Annotated in this window: 19 protein-coding genes; 9 read left to right on the top strand and 10 right to left on the bottom strand. The window is 64.6% G+C overall.

Going from position 1 to position 15,843, the window contains the following annotated elements; all coding sequences use genetic code 11:
- Nucleotides 1-85: 85 nt before the first annotated feature.
- Together pan1 and P0204_RS03800 are read left to right on the top strand one after the other, a co-directional pair.
- On the top strand, nt 86-1,300 hold the full coding sequence (gene pan1 / locus P0204_RS03795) for a proteasome-activating nucleotidase Pan1 (protein ID WP_276221813.1): 1,215 nt from the start codon (nt 86-88) through the stop codon (nt 1,298-1,300).
- Between the two features lie 75 nt (nt 1,301-1,375).
- The gene (locus tag P0204_RS03800; RefSeq protein ID WP_276221814.1) at nt 1,376-2,008 is read left to right on the top strand and encodes a DUF420 domain-containing protein; all 633 of its coding nucleotides are present in this window, start codon (nt 1,376-1,378) and stop codon (nt 2,006-2,008) included.
- A gap of 228 nt (nt 2,009-2,236) precedes the next feature.
- Here P0204_RS03800 and P0204_RS03805 read toward each other — a convergent pair whose 3' ends face one another.
- From P0204_RS03805 to P0204_RS03825, 5 genes are read right to left on the bottom strand one after another with little or no spacing between them, the layout of a single operon-like run.
- On the bottom strand, nt 2,237-2,977 hold the full coding sequence (locus tag P0204_RS03805; protein ID WP_276221816.1) for an ABC transporter permease: 741 nt from the start codon (nt 2,975-2,977) through the stop codon (nt 2,237-2,239).
- A complete protein-coding gene (locus tag P0204_RS03810; RefSeq protein ID WP_276221819.1) occupies nt 2,974-3,918 on the bottom strand; it encodes an ABC transporter ATP-binding protein in 945 nt (314 codons plus the stop codon). The genes P0204_RS03805 and P0204_RS03810 overlap by 4 nt, the downstream gene beginning before the upstream one ends.
- Before the next feature lie 40 nt (nt 3,919-3,958).
- Entirely contained in the window at nt 3,959-4,192 is a 234-nt protein-coding gene (locus P0204_RS03815; RefSeq protein ID WP_276221820.1) for an Rdx family protein, read from the bottom strand.
- Nucleotides 4,193-4,230: 38 nt separating this feature from the next.
- On the bottom strand, nt 4,231-4,920 hold the full coding sequence (locus P0204_RS03820) for a DUF7546 family protein (protein ID WP_276221822.1): 690 nt from the start codon (nt 4,918-4,920) through the stop codon (nt 4,231-4,233).
- Nucleotides 4,917-6,311 carry a heme o synthase gene (locus tag P0204_RS03825; RefSeq protein ID WP_276221825.1) on the bottom strand — a complete coding sequence of 465 codons (1,395 nt, stop codon included), beginning with the start codon at nt 6,309-6,311 and terminating at the stop codon, nt 4,917-4,919. Before P0204_RS03825 ends, P0204_RS03820 begins: the two co-directional genes overlap by 4 nt.
- Nucleotides 6,312-6,417: 106 nt before the next feature.
- Between P0204_RS03825 and coxB the strand changes: the two genes are divergently transcribed.
- Complete coding sequence (gene coxB / locus P0204_RS03830; protein ID WP_276221827.1) at nt 6,418-7,161, top strand: cytochrome c oxidase subunit II; 744 nt, start codon at nt 6,418-6,420, stop codon at nt 7,159-7,161.
- Between the two features lie 521 nt (nt 7,162-7,682).
- Here coxB and P0204_RS03835 read toward each other — a convergent pair.
- Nucleotides 7,683-8,423 carry a CAP domain-containing protein gene (locus P0204_RS03835; protein WP_276221828.1) on the bottom strand — a complete coding sequence of 247 codons (741 nt, stop codon included), beginning with the start codon at nt 8,421-8,423 and terminating at the stop codon, nt 7,683-7,685.
- Between the two features lie 124 nt (nt 8,424-8,547).
- Here P0204_RS03835 and srp19 point away from each other — a divergent pair, with 124 nt between their 5' ends.
- The 3 genes from srp19 to P0204_RS03850 are packed head-to-tail and all read left to right on the top strand — an operon-like array spanning nt 8,548 to nt 10,117.
- Nucleotides 8,548-8,826, top strand: a complete 279-nt coding sequence (srp19, locus tag P0204_RS03840) for a signal recognition particle subunit SRP19 (protein ID WP_276221831.1) — start codon at nt 8,548-8,550, stop codon at nt 8,824-8,826.
- Entirely contained in the window at nt 8,823-9,050 is a 228-nt protein-coding gene (locus P0204_RS03845) for an H/ACA ribonucleoprotein complex subunit GAR1 (protein WP_276221832.1), read from the top strand. Before srp19 ends, P0204_RS03845 begins: the two co-directional genes overlap by 4 nt.
- A gap of 47 nt (nt 9,051-9,097) precedes the next feature.
- On the top strand, nt 9,098-10,117 hold the full coding sequence (locus P0204_RS03850) for a presenilin family intramembrane aspartyl protease PSH (RefSeq protein ID WP_276221835.1): 1,020 nt from the start codon (nt 9,098-9,100) through the stop codon (nt 10,115-10,117).
- On the opposite strand, the gene P0204_RS03855 is transcribed toward P0204_RS03850, so the two are convergent.
- Together P0204_RS03855 and P0204_RS03860 are read right to left on the bottom strand one after the other, a co-directional pair.
- Nucleotides 10,114-11,121: an ornithine cyclodeaminase family protein gene (locus P0204_RS03855; protein WP_276221837.1), complete on the bottom strand. Its 1,008-nt coding sequence runs from the start codon at nt 11,119-11,121 to the stop codon at nt 10,114-10,116. The two genes, P0204_RS03850 and P0204_RS03855, sit on opposite strands and share 4 nt — an antisense overlap.
- 73 nt (nt 11,122-11,194) lie before the next feature.
- Complete coding sequence (locus P0204_RS03860; RefSeq protein ID WP_276221838.1) at nt 11,195-11,419, bottom strand: DUF8015 family protein; 225 nt, start codon at nt 11,417-11,419, stop codon at nt 11,195-11,197.
- A 405-nt stretch (nt 11,420-11,824) separates the two neighbouring features.
- On the opposite strand from P0204_RS03860, the gene P0204_RS03865 reads away from it, so the two are divergent.
- Entirely contained in the window at nt 11,825-11,992 is a 168-nt protein-coding gene (locus tag P0204_RS03865; protein ID WP_276221840.1) for a DUF7331 family protein, read from the top strand.
- A 78-nt stretch (nt 11,993-12,070) separates the two neighbouring features.
- Here P0204_RS03865 and P0204_RS03870 read toward each other — a convergent pair whose 3' ends face one another.
- On the bottom strand, nt 12,071-12,490 hold the full coding sequence (locus tag P0204_RS03870; RefSeq protein WP_276221842.1) for a DUF3054 domain-containing protein: 420 nt from the start codon (nt 12,488-12,490) through the stop codon (nt 12,071-12,073).
- A 75-nt stretch (nt 12,491-12,565) separates the two neighbouring features.
- Between P0204_RS03870 and P0204_RS03875 the strand changes: the two genes are divergently transcribed.
- Together P0204_RS03875 and fen are read left to right on the top strand one after the other, a co-directional pair.
- The gene (locus P0204_RS03875; RefSeq protein WP_276221844.1) at nt 12,566-13,084 is read left to right on the top strand and encodes a GNAT family N-acetyltransferase; all 519 of its coding nucleotides are present in this window, start codon (nt 12,566-12,568) and stop codon (nt 13,082-13,084) included.
- A gap of 60 nt (nt 13,085-13,144) precedes the next feature.
- Nucleotides 13,145-14,125: a flap endonuclease-1 gene (gene fen / locus P0204_RS03880; RefSeq protein ID WP_276221846.1), complete on the top strand. Its 981-nt coding sequence runs from the start codon at nt 13,145-13,147 to the stop codon at nt 14,123-14,125.
- A gap of 27 nt (nt 14,126-14,152) precedes the next feature.
- On the opposite strand, the gene P0204_RS03885 is transcribed toward fen, so the two are convergent.
- Nucleotides 14,153-15,784: a methyl-accepting chemotaxis protein gene (locus P0204_RS03885; protein WP_276221848.1), complete on the bottom strand. Its 1,632-nt coding sequence runs from the start codon at nt 15,782-15,784 to the stop codon at nt 14,153-14,155.
- Nucleotides 15,785-15,843 lie beyond the last annotated feature (59 nt).

A 15,843-nucleotide genomic window follows, 5' to 3' on the forward strand; every position in this document is an offset into this window, starting at 1 on the left:
CCTACCGATTTCCCGTCGAGGCGACGCGACTGTCCGCTCAACTGACCCGAAGCCTCATAACCGTTCATCTACTATACCGGGCGTAATGACCGACACCGTCGACGATGTCGACTTACCGTACGACGAGAATGCCTCACAACAGAAGAAGATCGAGGCACTGCAGGAACGGCTCGAAGTCCTCGAATCCCAGAACGAGGAGATGCGGGACAAGCTGCTCGACGCGAACGCGGAGAACAACAAGTACCAACAGAAGCTCGAACGGCTCACCCACGAGAACAAGAAGCTCAAACAGTCGCCGCTGTTCGTCGCGACCGTCCAGGAGCTGGCCGACGAGGGTGTCATCATCAAACAGCACGGCAACAACCAGGAGGCCCTGACCGAGGTCACCGACGAGATGCGCGAGGATCTCTCGCCGGACGACCGCGTCGCCGTCAACAACTCCCTCTCGATCGTCAAGCAACTCAACGACGAGACTGACGTCCGCGCTCGCGTGATGCAGGTCGACCAGTCGCCGTCGGTCACCTATCAGGACATCGGTGGCATCGAGGAGCAGATGGACGAGGTCCGCGAGACCGTCGAGATGCCCCTGAAGTCCCCGGAGATGTTCGAGGACGTGGGTATCGACCCACCGAGCGGTGTCCTCTTGCACGGGCCGCCCGGGACGGGGAAGACGATGCTCGCGAAAGCCGTCGCCAACGAGACCGACGCGACGTTCATCAAGATGGCCGGCTCCGAACTCGTCCACAAGTTCATCGGCGAGGGATCGAAGCTCGTCCGCGACCTCTTCGATCTGGCTCGCCAGGAAGAGCCCGCTGTCGTCTTCATCGACGAGATCGACGCCATCGCCGCCAAACGGACGGAGTCGAAGACCTCCGGCGACGCCGAGGTCCAGCGGACGATGATGCAACTGCTCTCGGAGATGGACGGCTTCGACGACCGCGGCGAGATCCGCATCATCGCCGCCACCAACCGCTTCGACATGCTCGACCGGGCGATCCTCCGGCCCGGCCGCTTCGACCGCCTCATCGAAGTGCCCAAGCCCGACGCCGACGGACGGCGCCAGATCTTCCAGATCCACACCCGCGACATGAACCTCGCCGACGGCGTCGAGTTCGACGAACTCGCCGAGGAGATCGACGAGGCCTCCGGTGCCGACGTCAAGGCGATCTGTACCGAGGCCGGAATGTTCGCCATCCGTGACGGACGTACCGAGGTCCAGATGACGGACTTCTACGACGCCTGGGAGAAAATCCAGCAGGACGAGAGCGAAGAAGAGGACGTCTCGCGAACCTTCGCCTGATCGGGCCGTCTAATCGCCGGGGAACTTCTCCCTTCGTTCCAGAACACGGAAATCCGTTCGCTCTAAGGGACAGGTATGGCAGTCACGGATCACCTCCGGACGAGCGCCCGCTCGCGCCCCGCCGCGCTCACGGCCGTCGTCTCGATAGTCGGGTACGCACTCGTGTTCGGTGCCTTCGGCGATCTCTTGCCGCTCCCGGACATCTCCAACCAAGCGGTCATCCTCCTGAGTGACGCGATCGCGGTCGTCAACGCCGGCGCGCTGGCCGCGATCCTCGTCGGCGTCTACTTCATCAAGAGCGGACAGGTCAAGCGCCACCGGGCTGCGATGCTGACGGCGTTTACCCTCATCCTCGCGTTTCTCGTGCTGTATCTGGTGAAGGTCGGCGGCGGCTTCGAGAAGGAGATCCTCGCCAGCGGCGCGGTCTGGACGGCCTACATCGTGATGCTGGCGATCCACATCCTGTTGTCCGCCATCTCCGTCCCGGTCGTGGTCCACGCCGTCGTGTTGGGGCTGACGCATACACCCGCGGAACTGCGCGAGACCGCGCACGCCCGGGTCGGCCGTATCGCCGCAGCGGCCTGGAGTCTCAGTCTCTTTCTTGGCCTGGTCACCTACGTGATGTTGAACCACGTCTACGGCTGGGTGCCCCGTGGCGGCGAAGCCGCGCTCTTGCTCGTGCTCGCCGGGCCGCTCCGACGGCAGTGAGCGGGCACTCACGGCGACAGAACTGACGATCGCGGGAGAGCTTCGCGCGTTCCGGATCGCTGTATCCCCGGGGGGAGACGCTGGCCTCCGGGCTCACCGAACGGACCGGATCAGCGCCGCCTCGATTAGCGAGTCGGGCTTCGAGTCGCCCCGACTCGTTCCACAGAGTGTGACAACGTCGGTGGTGACGGGTACCGCTCGGGAGAGAGACCGTCTTCGGCCGAGAGGTCAGTCAGTCCGCGGAAGGAGTCCGGCGGCGACGACGAGCGCGACAATCGAACAGCCGGTTAGGATCACGAGCGGCGCAATCGCGTCACCGCTGCCCGTCGTGGCTGCCCGAACCCCTCGCGAGAAATACGTCAACGGCGAGAGCCACGTCGGGAGCCACGCCGGCAACATCGTCGGGGGAACAAACGTCTCCGAGAGGAACAACAGCGGGAGTGCGATCCCGTTGCTCGCCGAGATGACGCCGTCCTGTGAACTCGCCAGGCTACCGATGGCAGCGCCGATTCCACAGAACAGCCCGACGCCGAGAACGACGAAGGGGAGCAACAGCGGGGACGGACGGATCGACGCGCCGGTCACACCGACCATCAGGAACAGCAAGAGCAGGCCGGCCAGGCCGATGACGACGACGTTGACGGCCGTCTGTGCCAGCAGCCACTCGGTCCGTGTCAGCGGCGTCGTCGCCAGCTTCTCGAAGCGGTTGCCGTCCCGGTGGCGCGCGACCTCGCTGCCGACCCGGGACAGCGGCGTGAACAACACCACGACCGCGAGATAGCCAGGGACGTAGTAACTCGGCGGTTCGGTGAACAGTCCGCCACCGCCGGGCCGAGTCTGGACGAGGACGCCGAAGATGACGACGATGATGACCGGGAAGAAAAACGTGAAGAAGACGGCCGTTCGCCGCCGCAAGAACGCAAGGGTCGCAGCACGGATCTCCGACCGAAGTCGACCGAGCCGGCTCATGCCGACTCACCCGCGACAGACTCCGTCGTCCCACGCGCGTCGCCGCTGTCCGTGACCGTCGTCCCGGTCAGTTCCAGATAGACGTCTTCGAGGTCGGGCTGTTCCCACGTGAGGCTGTCGTAGGCGACACCGACCGTGTCGAGTTCGTCGACGACGCGACCGATCGACTCCGGCCGGACGCCGTAGAAGACGAGACTCCCATTGAGGCGGCGCATCCGTGCCGGGTAGTCGATCGACGCGACGGCTGCCTCGTCGAAAGTGCCGTCGACGACCAACTGGCTGTCACCGCCGTGGTCCGCGATCAGTTGGTCCGGTGGCCCGACGGTGACGAGACGGCCGTCCTCCAACAGCCCGACTCGATCGGCGAGTCGCTGTGCCTCCTCCATGTAGTGGGTCGTCACGACGATCGTCACACCACGGTCGGCCAGCCCTTCGAGAAGTCCCCACAGCTCCCGTCGACCGGCGGGATCGATCCCGGTCGTGGGTTCGTCGAGGATCAACAGATCGGGGTCGTTGACGAGCGTGACCGCGACACAGGTACGGCGCTGTTGGCCACCCGAGAGGTTCTCGAAGGCGGTGTCGGCGTCGTCTGCGAGCCCCACGTCGTCGAGGACCGCCTCGGTAGATCTGGTCTCGTCGTACAGCCCGGCGTAGTAGCCGACCAGTTCGCGGGCGCTCAGCCGTTCGTGAGGGGTAAACGCCTGTGGTAACAGCCCGATCCGGTCCCGATCGACCGTCCGTGGGGACTGTCCGAACAGTTCCACCCGTCCCGTCGCGTCGGTCGTCCCGGTGAGTGCCCGAACCAGCGTCGTCTTGCCGGCCCCGTTCGGTCCGACCAGGGCGAGGACCTCGCCGGCACGGACCGACAGCGAGACGCCGTCGACAGCGACGGTCTCGCCGTACCGCCGTCCAACGTCCTCTGCGACCAGTACCTCGTCCATGCCGTCTGGTGCGGTCGCCGCGCCGAAAGCCGTTCCGTTCTCAGAGCGCGTCCCGGACCGAGCGGACGAGGTCGTCGACGTCGTAGTCCCCGTCCTCGTCCTTGTCGTAGACGGGGTCGCCGTCGACGCTTACCCGAAACACGCCGTGGTCGCCCATGACCAGCCGGAGTTCGTCGATTTCCCCCTCCAGACCGTTGAGAATCGCCTTCTGAACGGCCAGTGCGCGGTCACGGAAGCCACACGGAACGCAGTACTCGATAGCGACAGTACTCATGGTCGTTCCTGGGCCGGCGTGGATAAATGGCTGTCCCGTCAGCCGCTCCGGAGCCATCCGAGGATCGTGACGTCGAACCGGTGGACCGCATAGAGGAGCCCGACGGATGTCAGAAACACGGCCGTCGAGGCGCTGTACGACTGGAGGAGTGCGGCCTGATAGAGGGTGGCCCCGACCCCGGCGACCCCACCGAGGGCAGACGCGACGATCGGAAGCACACAGCTCACACAGGAGAACAACCCGAGAATGCTCCCCGCGGCGCCGCCGCTGGCGTCGACGACCGTGACGTACACCAGATACGACAGGGCGAGGTAGCCGGCGACCTTCCAGGGGATCAGGACGATCCCGAGGGTCGCGCCGCTGTAGATCAGCGTCGGTGAGAACCCCGGCGGTGCCACCAGCACTGTCCGGAGCCCCGTTCCCTGCCCACCGAGCCCGAAGACGCCGCCGACGTAGCCCAGGAGGAGCGCGTACCCGACGGCGACGGCAGCGGCGATCGCTCGACGTCGGGACGGGGCTGACGCCGGGCGGACCTTCAGGAGGACAAGCGCGGCGACGTTGAGCCAGACGAACGGGAACCCGAGCAACACGGGGTCGGTGGCCGGCCCGTCGACCAGTGCGACGTACAGGAAGACGAGCAACAACTCCGCGTTCAACACCACCGCGCCCAACAGGAGCGACCGCGGCTCGGGGACGAACCGGCCGAAACCGGAGGTCTGTGTACTCATATGGCGAGCGTGTCGACGACGATAGCCACCAGTACCGCCCCGAGATAGGCGTTCGAGGCGTGGAACGCTCTGAACGCGGCCGCCTCGGTCTGTTCCCGGTGTAGCTGTACCACCGTCCAGAGGAAGACGGCGCCGAGCACGACCGACGTGACCGCGTACAGCGGCCCGAGAACCGTCATGGAACCGAGTATGCCGGCGGCGACGAGCGTCGCACCGAGGTAGTAGACGATGTGTTTTCGCGTCTCGGTCCCGCCCCGGACGACCGGCATCATCGGGAACCCCCCCTGCTCGTAGTCGTCCCGGTACGCCAGCGCGAGGTTGTAGAAGTGTGCCGGCGTCCAGAGGAAGATCAGGCCAGCGAGGGCGAGCCCCGGCAGTCCGATCGACCCCTCGACGGCCGCCCAGCCGATCAGGGCCGGCAACGCACCGGCTGCACCGCCGAGAACGGTGTTCTGGACGGTGTTCGGCTTCAACACGAGCGTGTAGATGACGCTGTAGAACAGGATCGCCGTCAGTCCCAGCGCCGCGACGAGAACGTTGACCTGCCAGAACAGCGCCATCGCCGCCGCCGCGAGTGCGACGCCGAACGCCAGAGCGTTCCGGACGGGAATCTGGTGGGTCGCGACCGGGCGATCGGCGGTCCGGTCCATGCGTTTGTCAATGTCCCGTTCGAGCACGTGATTGAACGTCCCCGAGGCACCGATCGAGAGGACGCCGCCGCCGAGCGTCAGGAGGACGGTCCGGACGGTCAGGGAGTCGCCCGCGCCAAGCGCCATCCCAGCCGCGGCCACCAGACACAGGAGCCACATGAGCCTGGGTTTCATCAGCCGGAAGTACGCGAACGCCGTCCCGACGAGACGTTCCTTCGTCGTCAACTCCTGTGTCGCCGGCTCTTCGTCCGTGTCGGTCGGTTCCGGTGCCAGTTCCGGGTCCGAGACGGTCGTCTCGTCCTCGTTCCCGGTCGTTGCTTCGAGGTGCCAGGCCAGTCCCAGGACGAGCGCCACGAACAGTGCCATCCCGGTTCCGAGGTGTGCACCGGGGAGCTGTCCGGCCGCCCCCGAAGTCGCGACGAACGCGCCGAGCGCGACCTGGACGGGGTACAGCGCCAGTCCCAGGAGAACCATCGCCTTCACCCGGCGTCGGGCCTCGGTACGGAGGCCGACAACTGCCGTCGCCAGCACGAGGATGCCGACCACCGCCGCCGTGAGACGGTGCCCCCAGGCGACCAACAGCCCCGGGTCGGTCAGCGATAACGACCCTCGACACAGCGGCCAGGTCGAACAGGCCGCGGCTGCGTCGGTGATCGAGGCCGTTCCCCCGGCGACGACCAGTAGGTACACGCCGACCGCACTGGCCGCCAACATTCCGGAGAACGTACGGCTCTCTGCCATTGGTCGAGATTACGACGGGGCGCACTTAGACCATGCGCTTTCGCCGGCGGCCCCCTCGTTGGCGTGAGTCAGCAGTTATTTACATGGACAATCCTAAGCCGGCGATATGACTCGGAAACGCGCAGGTCTGGCCGCCCTGTTCGGGGTCGCGTTGCTCGCGCTGATCGCCGAGCCGGCCGCTGCCCAGACTGCGGACTCGACGACGGAAAACCTCATCTGGGGACTGAACCAGAACCTCCTGTACGTCGCTCTCCCGATCACGGTTCTGGTCGAGGGTATCCTGATCTACACCGTCTGGCGGTTCCGCAACAAGGAAGAACCGCTCCCGACGATGGAGAACCGCCGGCTGGAGATCACTTGGACCGTCGCGACGGCCGTCATCCTGCTGTTCGTCGGCGTTGCCTCGTATCAAGTGATGGCGAGTCCGTACGTCACTGCTGAGGCGGGCAGTGGGGCCGACCTCCCTGAACAGACCGAACACATCGAGGTCCAGGCCTACCGGTACGGCTGGTCGTTCTACTACAACGGGTCGAGTTACCAGAGCGAGGCCGACGTGAACTCGGCGACGACCCTCCGGATGCCTGCCAATCAGGACGTGGTATTACATGTCACCTCCAGGGACTGGCTCCACGCGTTCCACGCGCCCGGGCTCGGACTGAAAGCCGACGCCTTCCCCGGACAGCACAACCGGATCAGGACACACGTGAACAACCCCGGAACCTACCAGCTCTACTGTGCCGAATACTGTGGCTCGGGCCACTCACAGATGCTCGGCGAGATCGTCGTGATGCCACAGGACGAATACGACCAGTGGGTTGCGGACCAACAGAACGGCTCCAGCGGTAGCTAATCCGGCCCGACTCCTCCCGTTTTCACCGCCGAGGTATACGACTCTTCTGAAGGAATCGAACCGGCTAGACCTCGGTTTCGGTACACAGAAGCGAGTTGGGAGTTCGCTGACCATACGCTCTCGCCGGTTTATATCACCGAGGCGGCGACCGACTCACGTCAGCGGCCACGCACCAATACAGCAGCCAGTGAAAACCACTGCACACCCGCCCGCACGACGGCAGTTCGATCGGTGTGGAAATCGGTTCAATTGTTACGATAGGACGCCTACGGCGATGGGCCACTTGTCGACCCCTCGCTCCGAGACGCCACCCCCGAAGTCGACGGCCGCGATCAGCCCGGACCGGTCGTCGGAGAACCTGATGACGGTCGACGGTCCGGAACCGGACGACGCCAGGGACAGTCCAGCGCCGCCTCGTGTGACAGCTGACGATGGCCACGCGCTTCCGGGAAGCCGACCGGACGACCGTCGGAGGGTAGCACTACGAGAGGCGTAGCGATGGCCCGGAGAAGACAGGCCGATCAGCTACAGACGTTGACCGTCGCGTAAACGTTGCCCGTGTTCGTGACCTGGATCCCGATCCCCACGCGGTTCGCGTTCTCCAGGGTCAACCGATCGCGGTAGATGTCCGAGTTGTTCCAATCCTCGACCAATGCGTGGGCGACCTGCGTGTCGTTGCCGTGGAACCGACGCTGGCCCTTGTCCGTGTAGGGCTGTCCGGCGACCGTCTTGCCGATTGCCTCGAATCGGTTGTTGTCCGCAGACTCGATGTAGCCGCCGCCATCCGATCGCATCTCACAGCGCCCGTAGAGGTTGTTGTTCCGGTACCGATCGGCGCTTGACTGGCCGTCGATCGTATGGACGACCCGCCCCTCGCGGGCCATGGCCTCACTGTGGCTGTCGGCCATTCGGCGGAGTTGGTCCGACGTGGCACCGCTGGCGGAGAGGTTGTCGAGCCCCGCCGCCTGTCGTTCGGCGTTGATGTACTGGAGGACGTGATCGGTAATGTTCTGTTCGTTGAACGACCGCGCAGGAACGGTCGTATACTGTGCCGTCATGGTCGGCGTCGGCGTTCCGGTCGCTGTCGATGGCATCGCCGTGGGGCTCTCCGTGGGCTCGCTCGTCGGTGTCGGCGTCTCCTCACCGGGCGAGACGACACCCGATCCGGACGCACCGCCGATTTGCATCCCGATGAGGACACCGATACCGACTGCAGCCAGGAGGACGATGATACCCACCCCGAACGCAGCTTTGTTCACCATTCTCCTGCTCTGTTTGATACCATGCATTGTAAGTCTACATACTTTATTTCCGATTCGGACGAGGCGATCCAACCGGTCAGTGGCCGTCGGAAAAGCACATAAGGCCCCGGAGATCACACCAAATATGGTCGAAAACGTCATCTGGCCGGCGGCGTTCGACGCCCGGTGCTCCCGGAGCGACGGTCGTCGCGTCTCGCTGGATCTCGCCATCGAGGACCCGACTGTCGACGAGATAGCGAAGGCAGTCCAGCAAGTCGGGTACGACGCGGTGATCGAACGGGAGAAGTCGTATCCCCGCGAGCACGAGCAGCGCGGCTACGTCCTGGTCAAGAACGCCGACGACGCCACCAAGAGCGATCTGCTCGGCGCGGTCGCGGCTTACCTCCAGGTCCTCCGAGAATGAGACGCCTCGGCGAGGTCGTCCGGGTCGCACAGGGGCTCGCCATCGTGCGTTCGCCCGACGACAGCCACGCCGCCCTCGGGACGGAGGTTCTCGACGAACAGCTGACGGTGGTCGGAACCGTCGTGGACGTCTTCGGCCCGGTCGAGCGGCCGTTCGTCGCGGTCTCGCCCACCGAGGGGACCCACGTTCCCGGCCTGGTCGGAACGGCAGTGTACGCCCGCTGACGAGCGGGTTCGTAACCCTCAAACCGAACGCCGCCGGAGTACGGCCCATGGATACGCGCTGGCGTGTCGCCGCTGGCTGTGGACTCATCGCCCTCATCTTCCTGTTCGTCCAACTCGGATCGCTGGCACTGGTCGAGCCGTTCAAGTCGGCCGGCTATCAGGCGGTCGAAGACCCGTCCGACCCGGCCAATAGTGTCCTCTACATCGGCGGCATCCTGATCGCGACGGCGGTGATGCTGCTGGCGTTTCGGTACGACGCTGACCAGTTCATCCGCAGCCTCATCATCCTCTCGGGCGCGTGGCTGTCGCTGTACGTCTTCCGTGAACTCGTCCCCCCGTTCGTGACCGCAGGCGGCGTCAACGTCCTGGCAGTCGGCTGTTCGGCGCTGTTGGGGTTGGGCCTGCTGTTCTATCCGGAGTGGTACGTCGTCGACGCCGCGGGGGCCGTGATGGGGGCGGCAGCGGCTGGCCTGTTCGGAATCAGTTTCGGAGTCTTCCCGGCGCTGGTGTTGCTGACGGTCCTCGCGGTCTACGACGCGATCAGCGTCTACGGGACCGAACACATGCTGACCCTGGCCTCGGGCGTGATGGATCTCAAAGTCCCGGTGGTGCTGGTCATCCCGCTGACGCTGTCGTACTCGTTCCTGGAGGCGTCGACACCCGATCCGACGGCAGACGGGGACAGCGAGGCAGCGACCGACGAGTCCGTCGCCGATGTGACCGAGAGCGACGAGGCTGCCGACGCGGACGACGGGACAGCGCCCCTGGACCGGGACGCGCTGTTCATCGGGCTGGGCGACGCGGTGATTCCGACAGTGTTGGTCGCCAGTGCAGCCTTCTTCGCACCGACGGGTGTCCGGACCGTGCTGGGAATCCCGTTGCCGGCCATGACAGCGATGCTCGGGACCTTCGTCGGGCTGGCGATTCTGCTCTGGATGGTACTGAAAGGACGGGCACACGCCGGCCTCCCGTTGTTGAACGGCGGGACGATCGCCGGCTACGTCCTCGGTGCCACGGCAGTCGGGATCGGCCTGGTCGAGGCACTCGGACTCGGTCCGTACCTCTAGAGGGCCTGGAACGCGGCGCTGGCGGGCGTGAACTCGATCTCCGTCCCCAGTCCCGCCTCACGGGCGCGGTCGTAGAGTAACTTGCCGGCAGCAACCGTCTCGATAGCTGTTCCTCCGGAATCGAAGACGGTGATGTCGTCTGGTGACGATCTGCCGACGGCGGACCCGGCGACGACGTCGCCCAGTTCGGCGTGGACGTGGTCGTCGTCGACGACCCCCGCTTCACGAGCAGCGATGAACGCACCGGCGTCCTGGTCGATGCGAGCCTCGAGATCCGGGACGTAGACTGCGCGTTCGATCGTCGTCGTATCCAGTTCGCGCTTCTCCGGGTGGTACGATCCCATCGCTGTAACGTGGGTACCGGGTTCGAGCAGGTCGCCGTCGAACACCGGTTCTGACGCGTCAGTGGCAGTGACGACGGCGTCGGCGCCTTCGATCGCCGCGGCGGAACTAGCGACGGCAGCGACGGTCGCGTCGAGTCGCTCGTTCATCTCGGCTGCGAACGCCTCACGGTGTTTGGAGGTCGGCGAGTAGACTTCGACGCGGTCGAAATCCCTGACTGTCGCCGTCGCCAACAGTTGTCCGCGGGCCTGTGAACCACTTCCGATGACCGCCAGGTCCGAGATGTCCCGTCGTGCCAGCGCGTCCACGCCGACGGCACCGGCCGCCCCAGTCTTGAGCGGGTTCATCGCGGCGCCGTCGATCACTGCGAGGGGTTCGCCACTGTCGGCGTCGAAGATCGGGAGCGCGAAGTGGGCGTCACGCTGGCCGAACCCGGCGGCGTACGTGTATCCACCCATCGCTCCGGTGTCGGGAAGAATCGCCAGATACCCCGTCAACATCCCGGTCGGGTCGTCGTTGAACAGCGTGGTTCGGGGTTCCGCCGGAGCCCCCTCTCCACGTTGGCGGTAGCCCTCCCGGACGGCGTCGACGTATGCCGCCGGTGTGGCCAGGTCACGGGTCTCCTCGCTCGTCAGAGAGAGTGCGCTGGAGTGAGAAGTCATACAGCGACGTTTACCCGAGAGCGTCTTAATGCCACGGGACGGAGCAGCGTGGAGGAAATCGGGAAAGAACGGATCAGTCTGCCGACTGAACCGGGTCGGCCGGTGACGGTTCGGGGTCGGTGGGCGTCGGGTCGACCGGCGCACGGACGAACATCGCGTGCCCGATGAGCGCGACGGCCACGACAGACGCCATCGGGATCGCAGTAGTCAGCGCGACGCCGGAAATCATGAGCCCACCGGTGATTCCAGCCATCGCAAGCGGGATGAGACCGAGGATAAGATCGTAGTAACCCGTCATGATTGTGAATTATTCTATGGATCATAGGTATATAACTGTTTCCCATAGGCACTGAATAACATTTCAGATACCTACATTGTACGATTTGAGATTGGTCCTGAAGGGTTTTCTATAACTTATGGAGTGCTTATTCCACGGAAACCGAATAGAGAGGTGCTCTCGCGGCTACGTTCCGCTCACGTTCGGTGATCCATCAGCACGGAAACCGGATTATCCGAGAGGGGGTACCAGAACAGGCGTCTCGGAGCTACTCTGTGTCGTTTTCAGGTTGTGAAAACGCCACACCCGTTTTAACCGTTCTGGCATCGTACTGTTTTTCGAGATGATAACTGGGGGAAGAGGCTTATTATGCAGGAAGACCAACCAAAGAATGGAGGGGCCGGAGTCAAGCCCCCCCGCAGACCTATGAGTACGAACGCCACGGACGACACGAGTGAGGCTACTTCCGAGGAGGAGAGCCGCCGGTACGCGGAGCTACACATCGGCGACGAGGAGTTCGTCGTCTACGACCGGGAGAACCACCAGGCCTGGGTCCAGTCGACAGTGTCGCTGGACGTAGCCGAACTCCGATAATCCTGAACAGTCTGCGGGAGCCAGCGAACTCCGGACTCCCGTAGCCGTTCGGACCGTGACATCCACTCTAGAAGACGCTTATCGACCGAGGAGTAGCGACGCGATCCCACGCCACAGACAGAGCAAGCACCCGCCGACACCGATCGAGACGAGTGCAAACGTCACGGCCGCATTCCCGTGGAACACCGTCGTCGCTCGAAGCGCCTGTGCGATCACGACCGCCAGGACCCAGCCGAGAAACGTCCATCCGAGCGCCCCGCGGATGGAGTCGATCGACGACTCCGCGTAGAGTCCACTGACGCCGGCGATCAGGACCCATCCTATCAAAAACGGGGCGAGAGTCCCGGCGACCCGACCGACGTCGACGAGGGGATTGAACCCGTGCGTATACTCGCCAGCGGCGACAAACAGCGTGATTGCCACGATATCGCCGAGGGCCAACATGGCCGTCGTCATCGAGAACTCGATACGACGCTCACCGGCCGTCGAGACGCTCATACGCGACGTTCGTGAGCCACGCACTTCTCTCTCCCGTTTCCCAGGATACAAACCACACGCCGGCGAGATGCGCGTATGGAGTACGAACTGCTCGGATGGCCCGAGGACGGGCCGACGCTTCGGTTAGACCACGAGCAGTTCGCCTACGCCGGGAAGTTCGTGATGAGTTCGACGGGGAAGGCCGTCTGCCGGGACGAGTCGGTGATCGGTGCCGCCGCGTTCGACCCGGACCGGACCGATCCGGGGACGCTCTGTATCCGCTATGTCACTGTCCGCACGGATCGACAGGGCGCGGGAATCGGGGCACAACTCCTCGCGTTCGTCCGTGAGCGGGCGATCGACCGGGGATTCGACCGCGTCACGATCGGCGTCAACAACCCCTTCTCCTACCAGGCAGCCTATCGTGCTGGCTTCTGTTTCACCGGGACCGAGCAGGGCTTGGGCGAACTGGAACTCGAATGGCCCGGCGATCGCTGTGTCGACGGCTACCAGGCGGGGCTCGACCTGTTCCGTGAACGCGACCTCTCGGAGGCCGAGGTGGCGTTTCTCAGCGAGAAGGCCGGATCGGACCCGCCGGAACTGGTCGACCGGTGACCGATCGAGAGCCACGGCCAGGACGGGGGATTCAAACCGCTGTCACCCGTACCGCCGCCAATGGGAAACGCTGATCTCCGGTCGCTTGCAGCCATCGAGGAGGTGTCGTTCGACGAACTGGGTGGGAGTACCGTCGCCGTCGACGCCCACAACTGGCTCTACCGGTATCTCACGACGACGGTCAAGTTCACGAGCGATCACAAGTACACGACCGAGGACGGGACGGAGGTCGCAAACCTCATCGGCGTCGTCCAGGGGCTACCGAAGTTCTTCGAACACGACATCACGCCGGTGTTTGTCTTCGACGGCGCGGTGACCGATCTCAAAGACGACGAGGTCGAGAAACGACGCGAGCAGCGCGAACGCTACGAAGACCAGCTCGAAGACGCCCGAGAAAGCGGTGACACGGCCCGGGTTGCGACGCTCGAATCCCGGACCCAGAGACTCACCGACACCATCGTCGAGACGACGCGAGAGCTGCTGGCGCTGCTTGACGTGCCGGTCGTCGACGCACCCGCAGAGGGGGAGGGACAGGCTGCCTACATGGCACGCACCGGTGTGGTCGACTACGCTGGGACAGAGGACTACGACGCCTTGCTGTTCGGTGCCCCCCTGACACTCAGGCAACTCACCTCGAAGGGCGACCCCGAGTTGATGGATCTGGACGCGACGCTGGAGCGCCACGACCTGACCTGGGAACAACTGGTCGACGCTGCGATCCTGATGGGAACGGACTTCAACGAGGGGATCTCCGGGATCGGCCCGAAAACGGCGGTCTCGGAGCTGCAGGAACACGGCGACCTCTATGCCGTGCTCGACGCCCGTGCGGAACACATCGAACACGCCGACCGGATCAGGAACCTGTTTCTGGACCCGGCTGTCACCGACGAGTACGACCTCGATCTGGAGATCACGCCCGACCTCGACGCCGCCCGGCAGTTCGTCACCGAGGAATGGGCAGTCGACCCCGACGAGGTCCGGCGCGGATTCGAGCGTATCGAGGAGTCGGTCGTCCAAACCGGGCTGGATCGCTGGAGCTGAGCCGGCTGTAGCTGCGGAGCCGACGGCTCAGATGTCGTCGACCTCTGCGTCCTCGTCGGCCGCCAGACGGAACTGATCAACCAACTCGAACAGTTCCTCGCTGGTCACGTTGAGATGCTGTGAGCGATCGGCGATGTGGTCTGTAGCGTTTGCCTGTTCGTCCAGACCAGCAGAGATCTGCTGGACGGAGGCGGTGATCTCCTCTGCCAGCGCGGAGCTGTCCTCGACGACGCTCGCGACCTCCTCGGCGTTGTCCGCCTGCTTCTCGACCGCGTCCGTGATCTCGCCGACGCCGGCGCTGGTCTGCTCGACGCGACCCTGGATCTCATGGAGGTGTGACCCGACCGTCTCCACCGCGTCGGCGCCGTCCTCGACTTCGGCGTTGGCCTCCCGGATACTACCGACGACCTCGTCGGTCTGGTCCTGGACCTCGGCGATGATGCTTGCGATGTCGTCGGCCATCGCCTGGGACTCCTCGGCGAGGCTCTTGACCTCGTCGGCGACGACCGCGAACCCGCTGCCCGCCTCGCCGGCGCGTGCGGCCTCGATGTTGGCGTTCAGCGCCAGCATGTTCGTCTGCTCGGCGATATCGGCGATCATCTCGACGATCTCCCCGACCTCGTCCATCTTGGTCTCCAGGGAGTCGATCTCGGTAGTGACCTCCGAGGTCGCGTCCGTGGCGTTGCGGATCTGCCCGACGGCGGTCTCGACCTCTTCGACACCGTCCCCGGCCAGTTCCTCGGCCTCGGAAGCCCGGGCGTCGATCTGCTGGGTGGAGGCGGTGATCTCCTCGATTGAGGCCGAGAGGTCGTCCACGTGCTCGTTTGCCCGCTGAGTCTGGTCGGCCAGGTCCTCAGCCCCCTCGCTGAGTTCGCTCGACGACGCGTCGATCTGCTGGATGGAGGCGGTCACCTCCTCTGCAGAGGCCGAGAGCTCCTCGCCGGTCGATGCCAGGGACTCTGACTGGTCGGTCAGCGTCTCGACGACCTCGCGGATGTTGTAGACCGCCATCCCGAGGTTGCTGTTCATCGACTCGAACTCCTCGTGGATGGTCCGGATCTCCTCGAACTCGGCATCGGGGTCCGGGACTGTCGGATCGATCGTCAGGTCCCCCTCGGCGAGGCGTTCGAGTTTCCCTTGGAGGTCCGTCAGGACCTGCTGTTGATACGTCTCGAGTTGCTCTTTCCGGCGCTGTTCGCGGCGTTTTTTGGTGATATCGGTCACGACCAACATAGCCCCCGAACAGTCCCCGTCATCGTCGTACAGCACTGTCACCGTCTGGCTGACCGGGACCTCCGAGCCGTCGACGACGAGCGTTCCAGTCCGGTCCTGGATGTCCCGTTCCTCGTCGAGCGCCGTCGAGACGATCGCCTCGACCGTGCTTCCCTCGTCGTACAACTCCTCGGGATGGCGACCGACAACGTCGGCCTCGGCAACGTCGAACAGCGACTGTGCCTGCCTGTTGCTGTGGGTTATCGTCCCGCTCGCGTCGGTGACGAGTGTCGGATCCGTGAGTCCGTCGAGGACACTCCGGACCAATGCCTCCGCATCGCCGTCACGGTCGTCGGTCCCAGTCTGTTCAGGCGACTGGACATCTTCCTGTTCAGAACGCGGTTGATCGACGGCCGACGCCAGTAGCGACCACATACGTGGGTACATTGGTAGATGGTACCATATCAGCTGTCCCAAGCTATCGAGGGGGACGACACGTCGGAGCC

This window comes from Haloarcula halophila (assembly GCF_029278565.1).
Classification (GTDB): domain Archaea; phylum Halobacteriota; class Halobacteria; order Halobacteriales; family Haloarculaceae; genus Haloarcula; species Haloarcula halophila.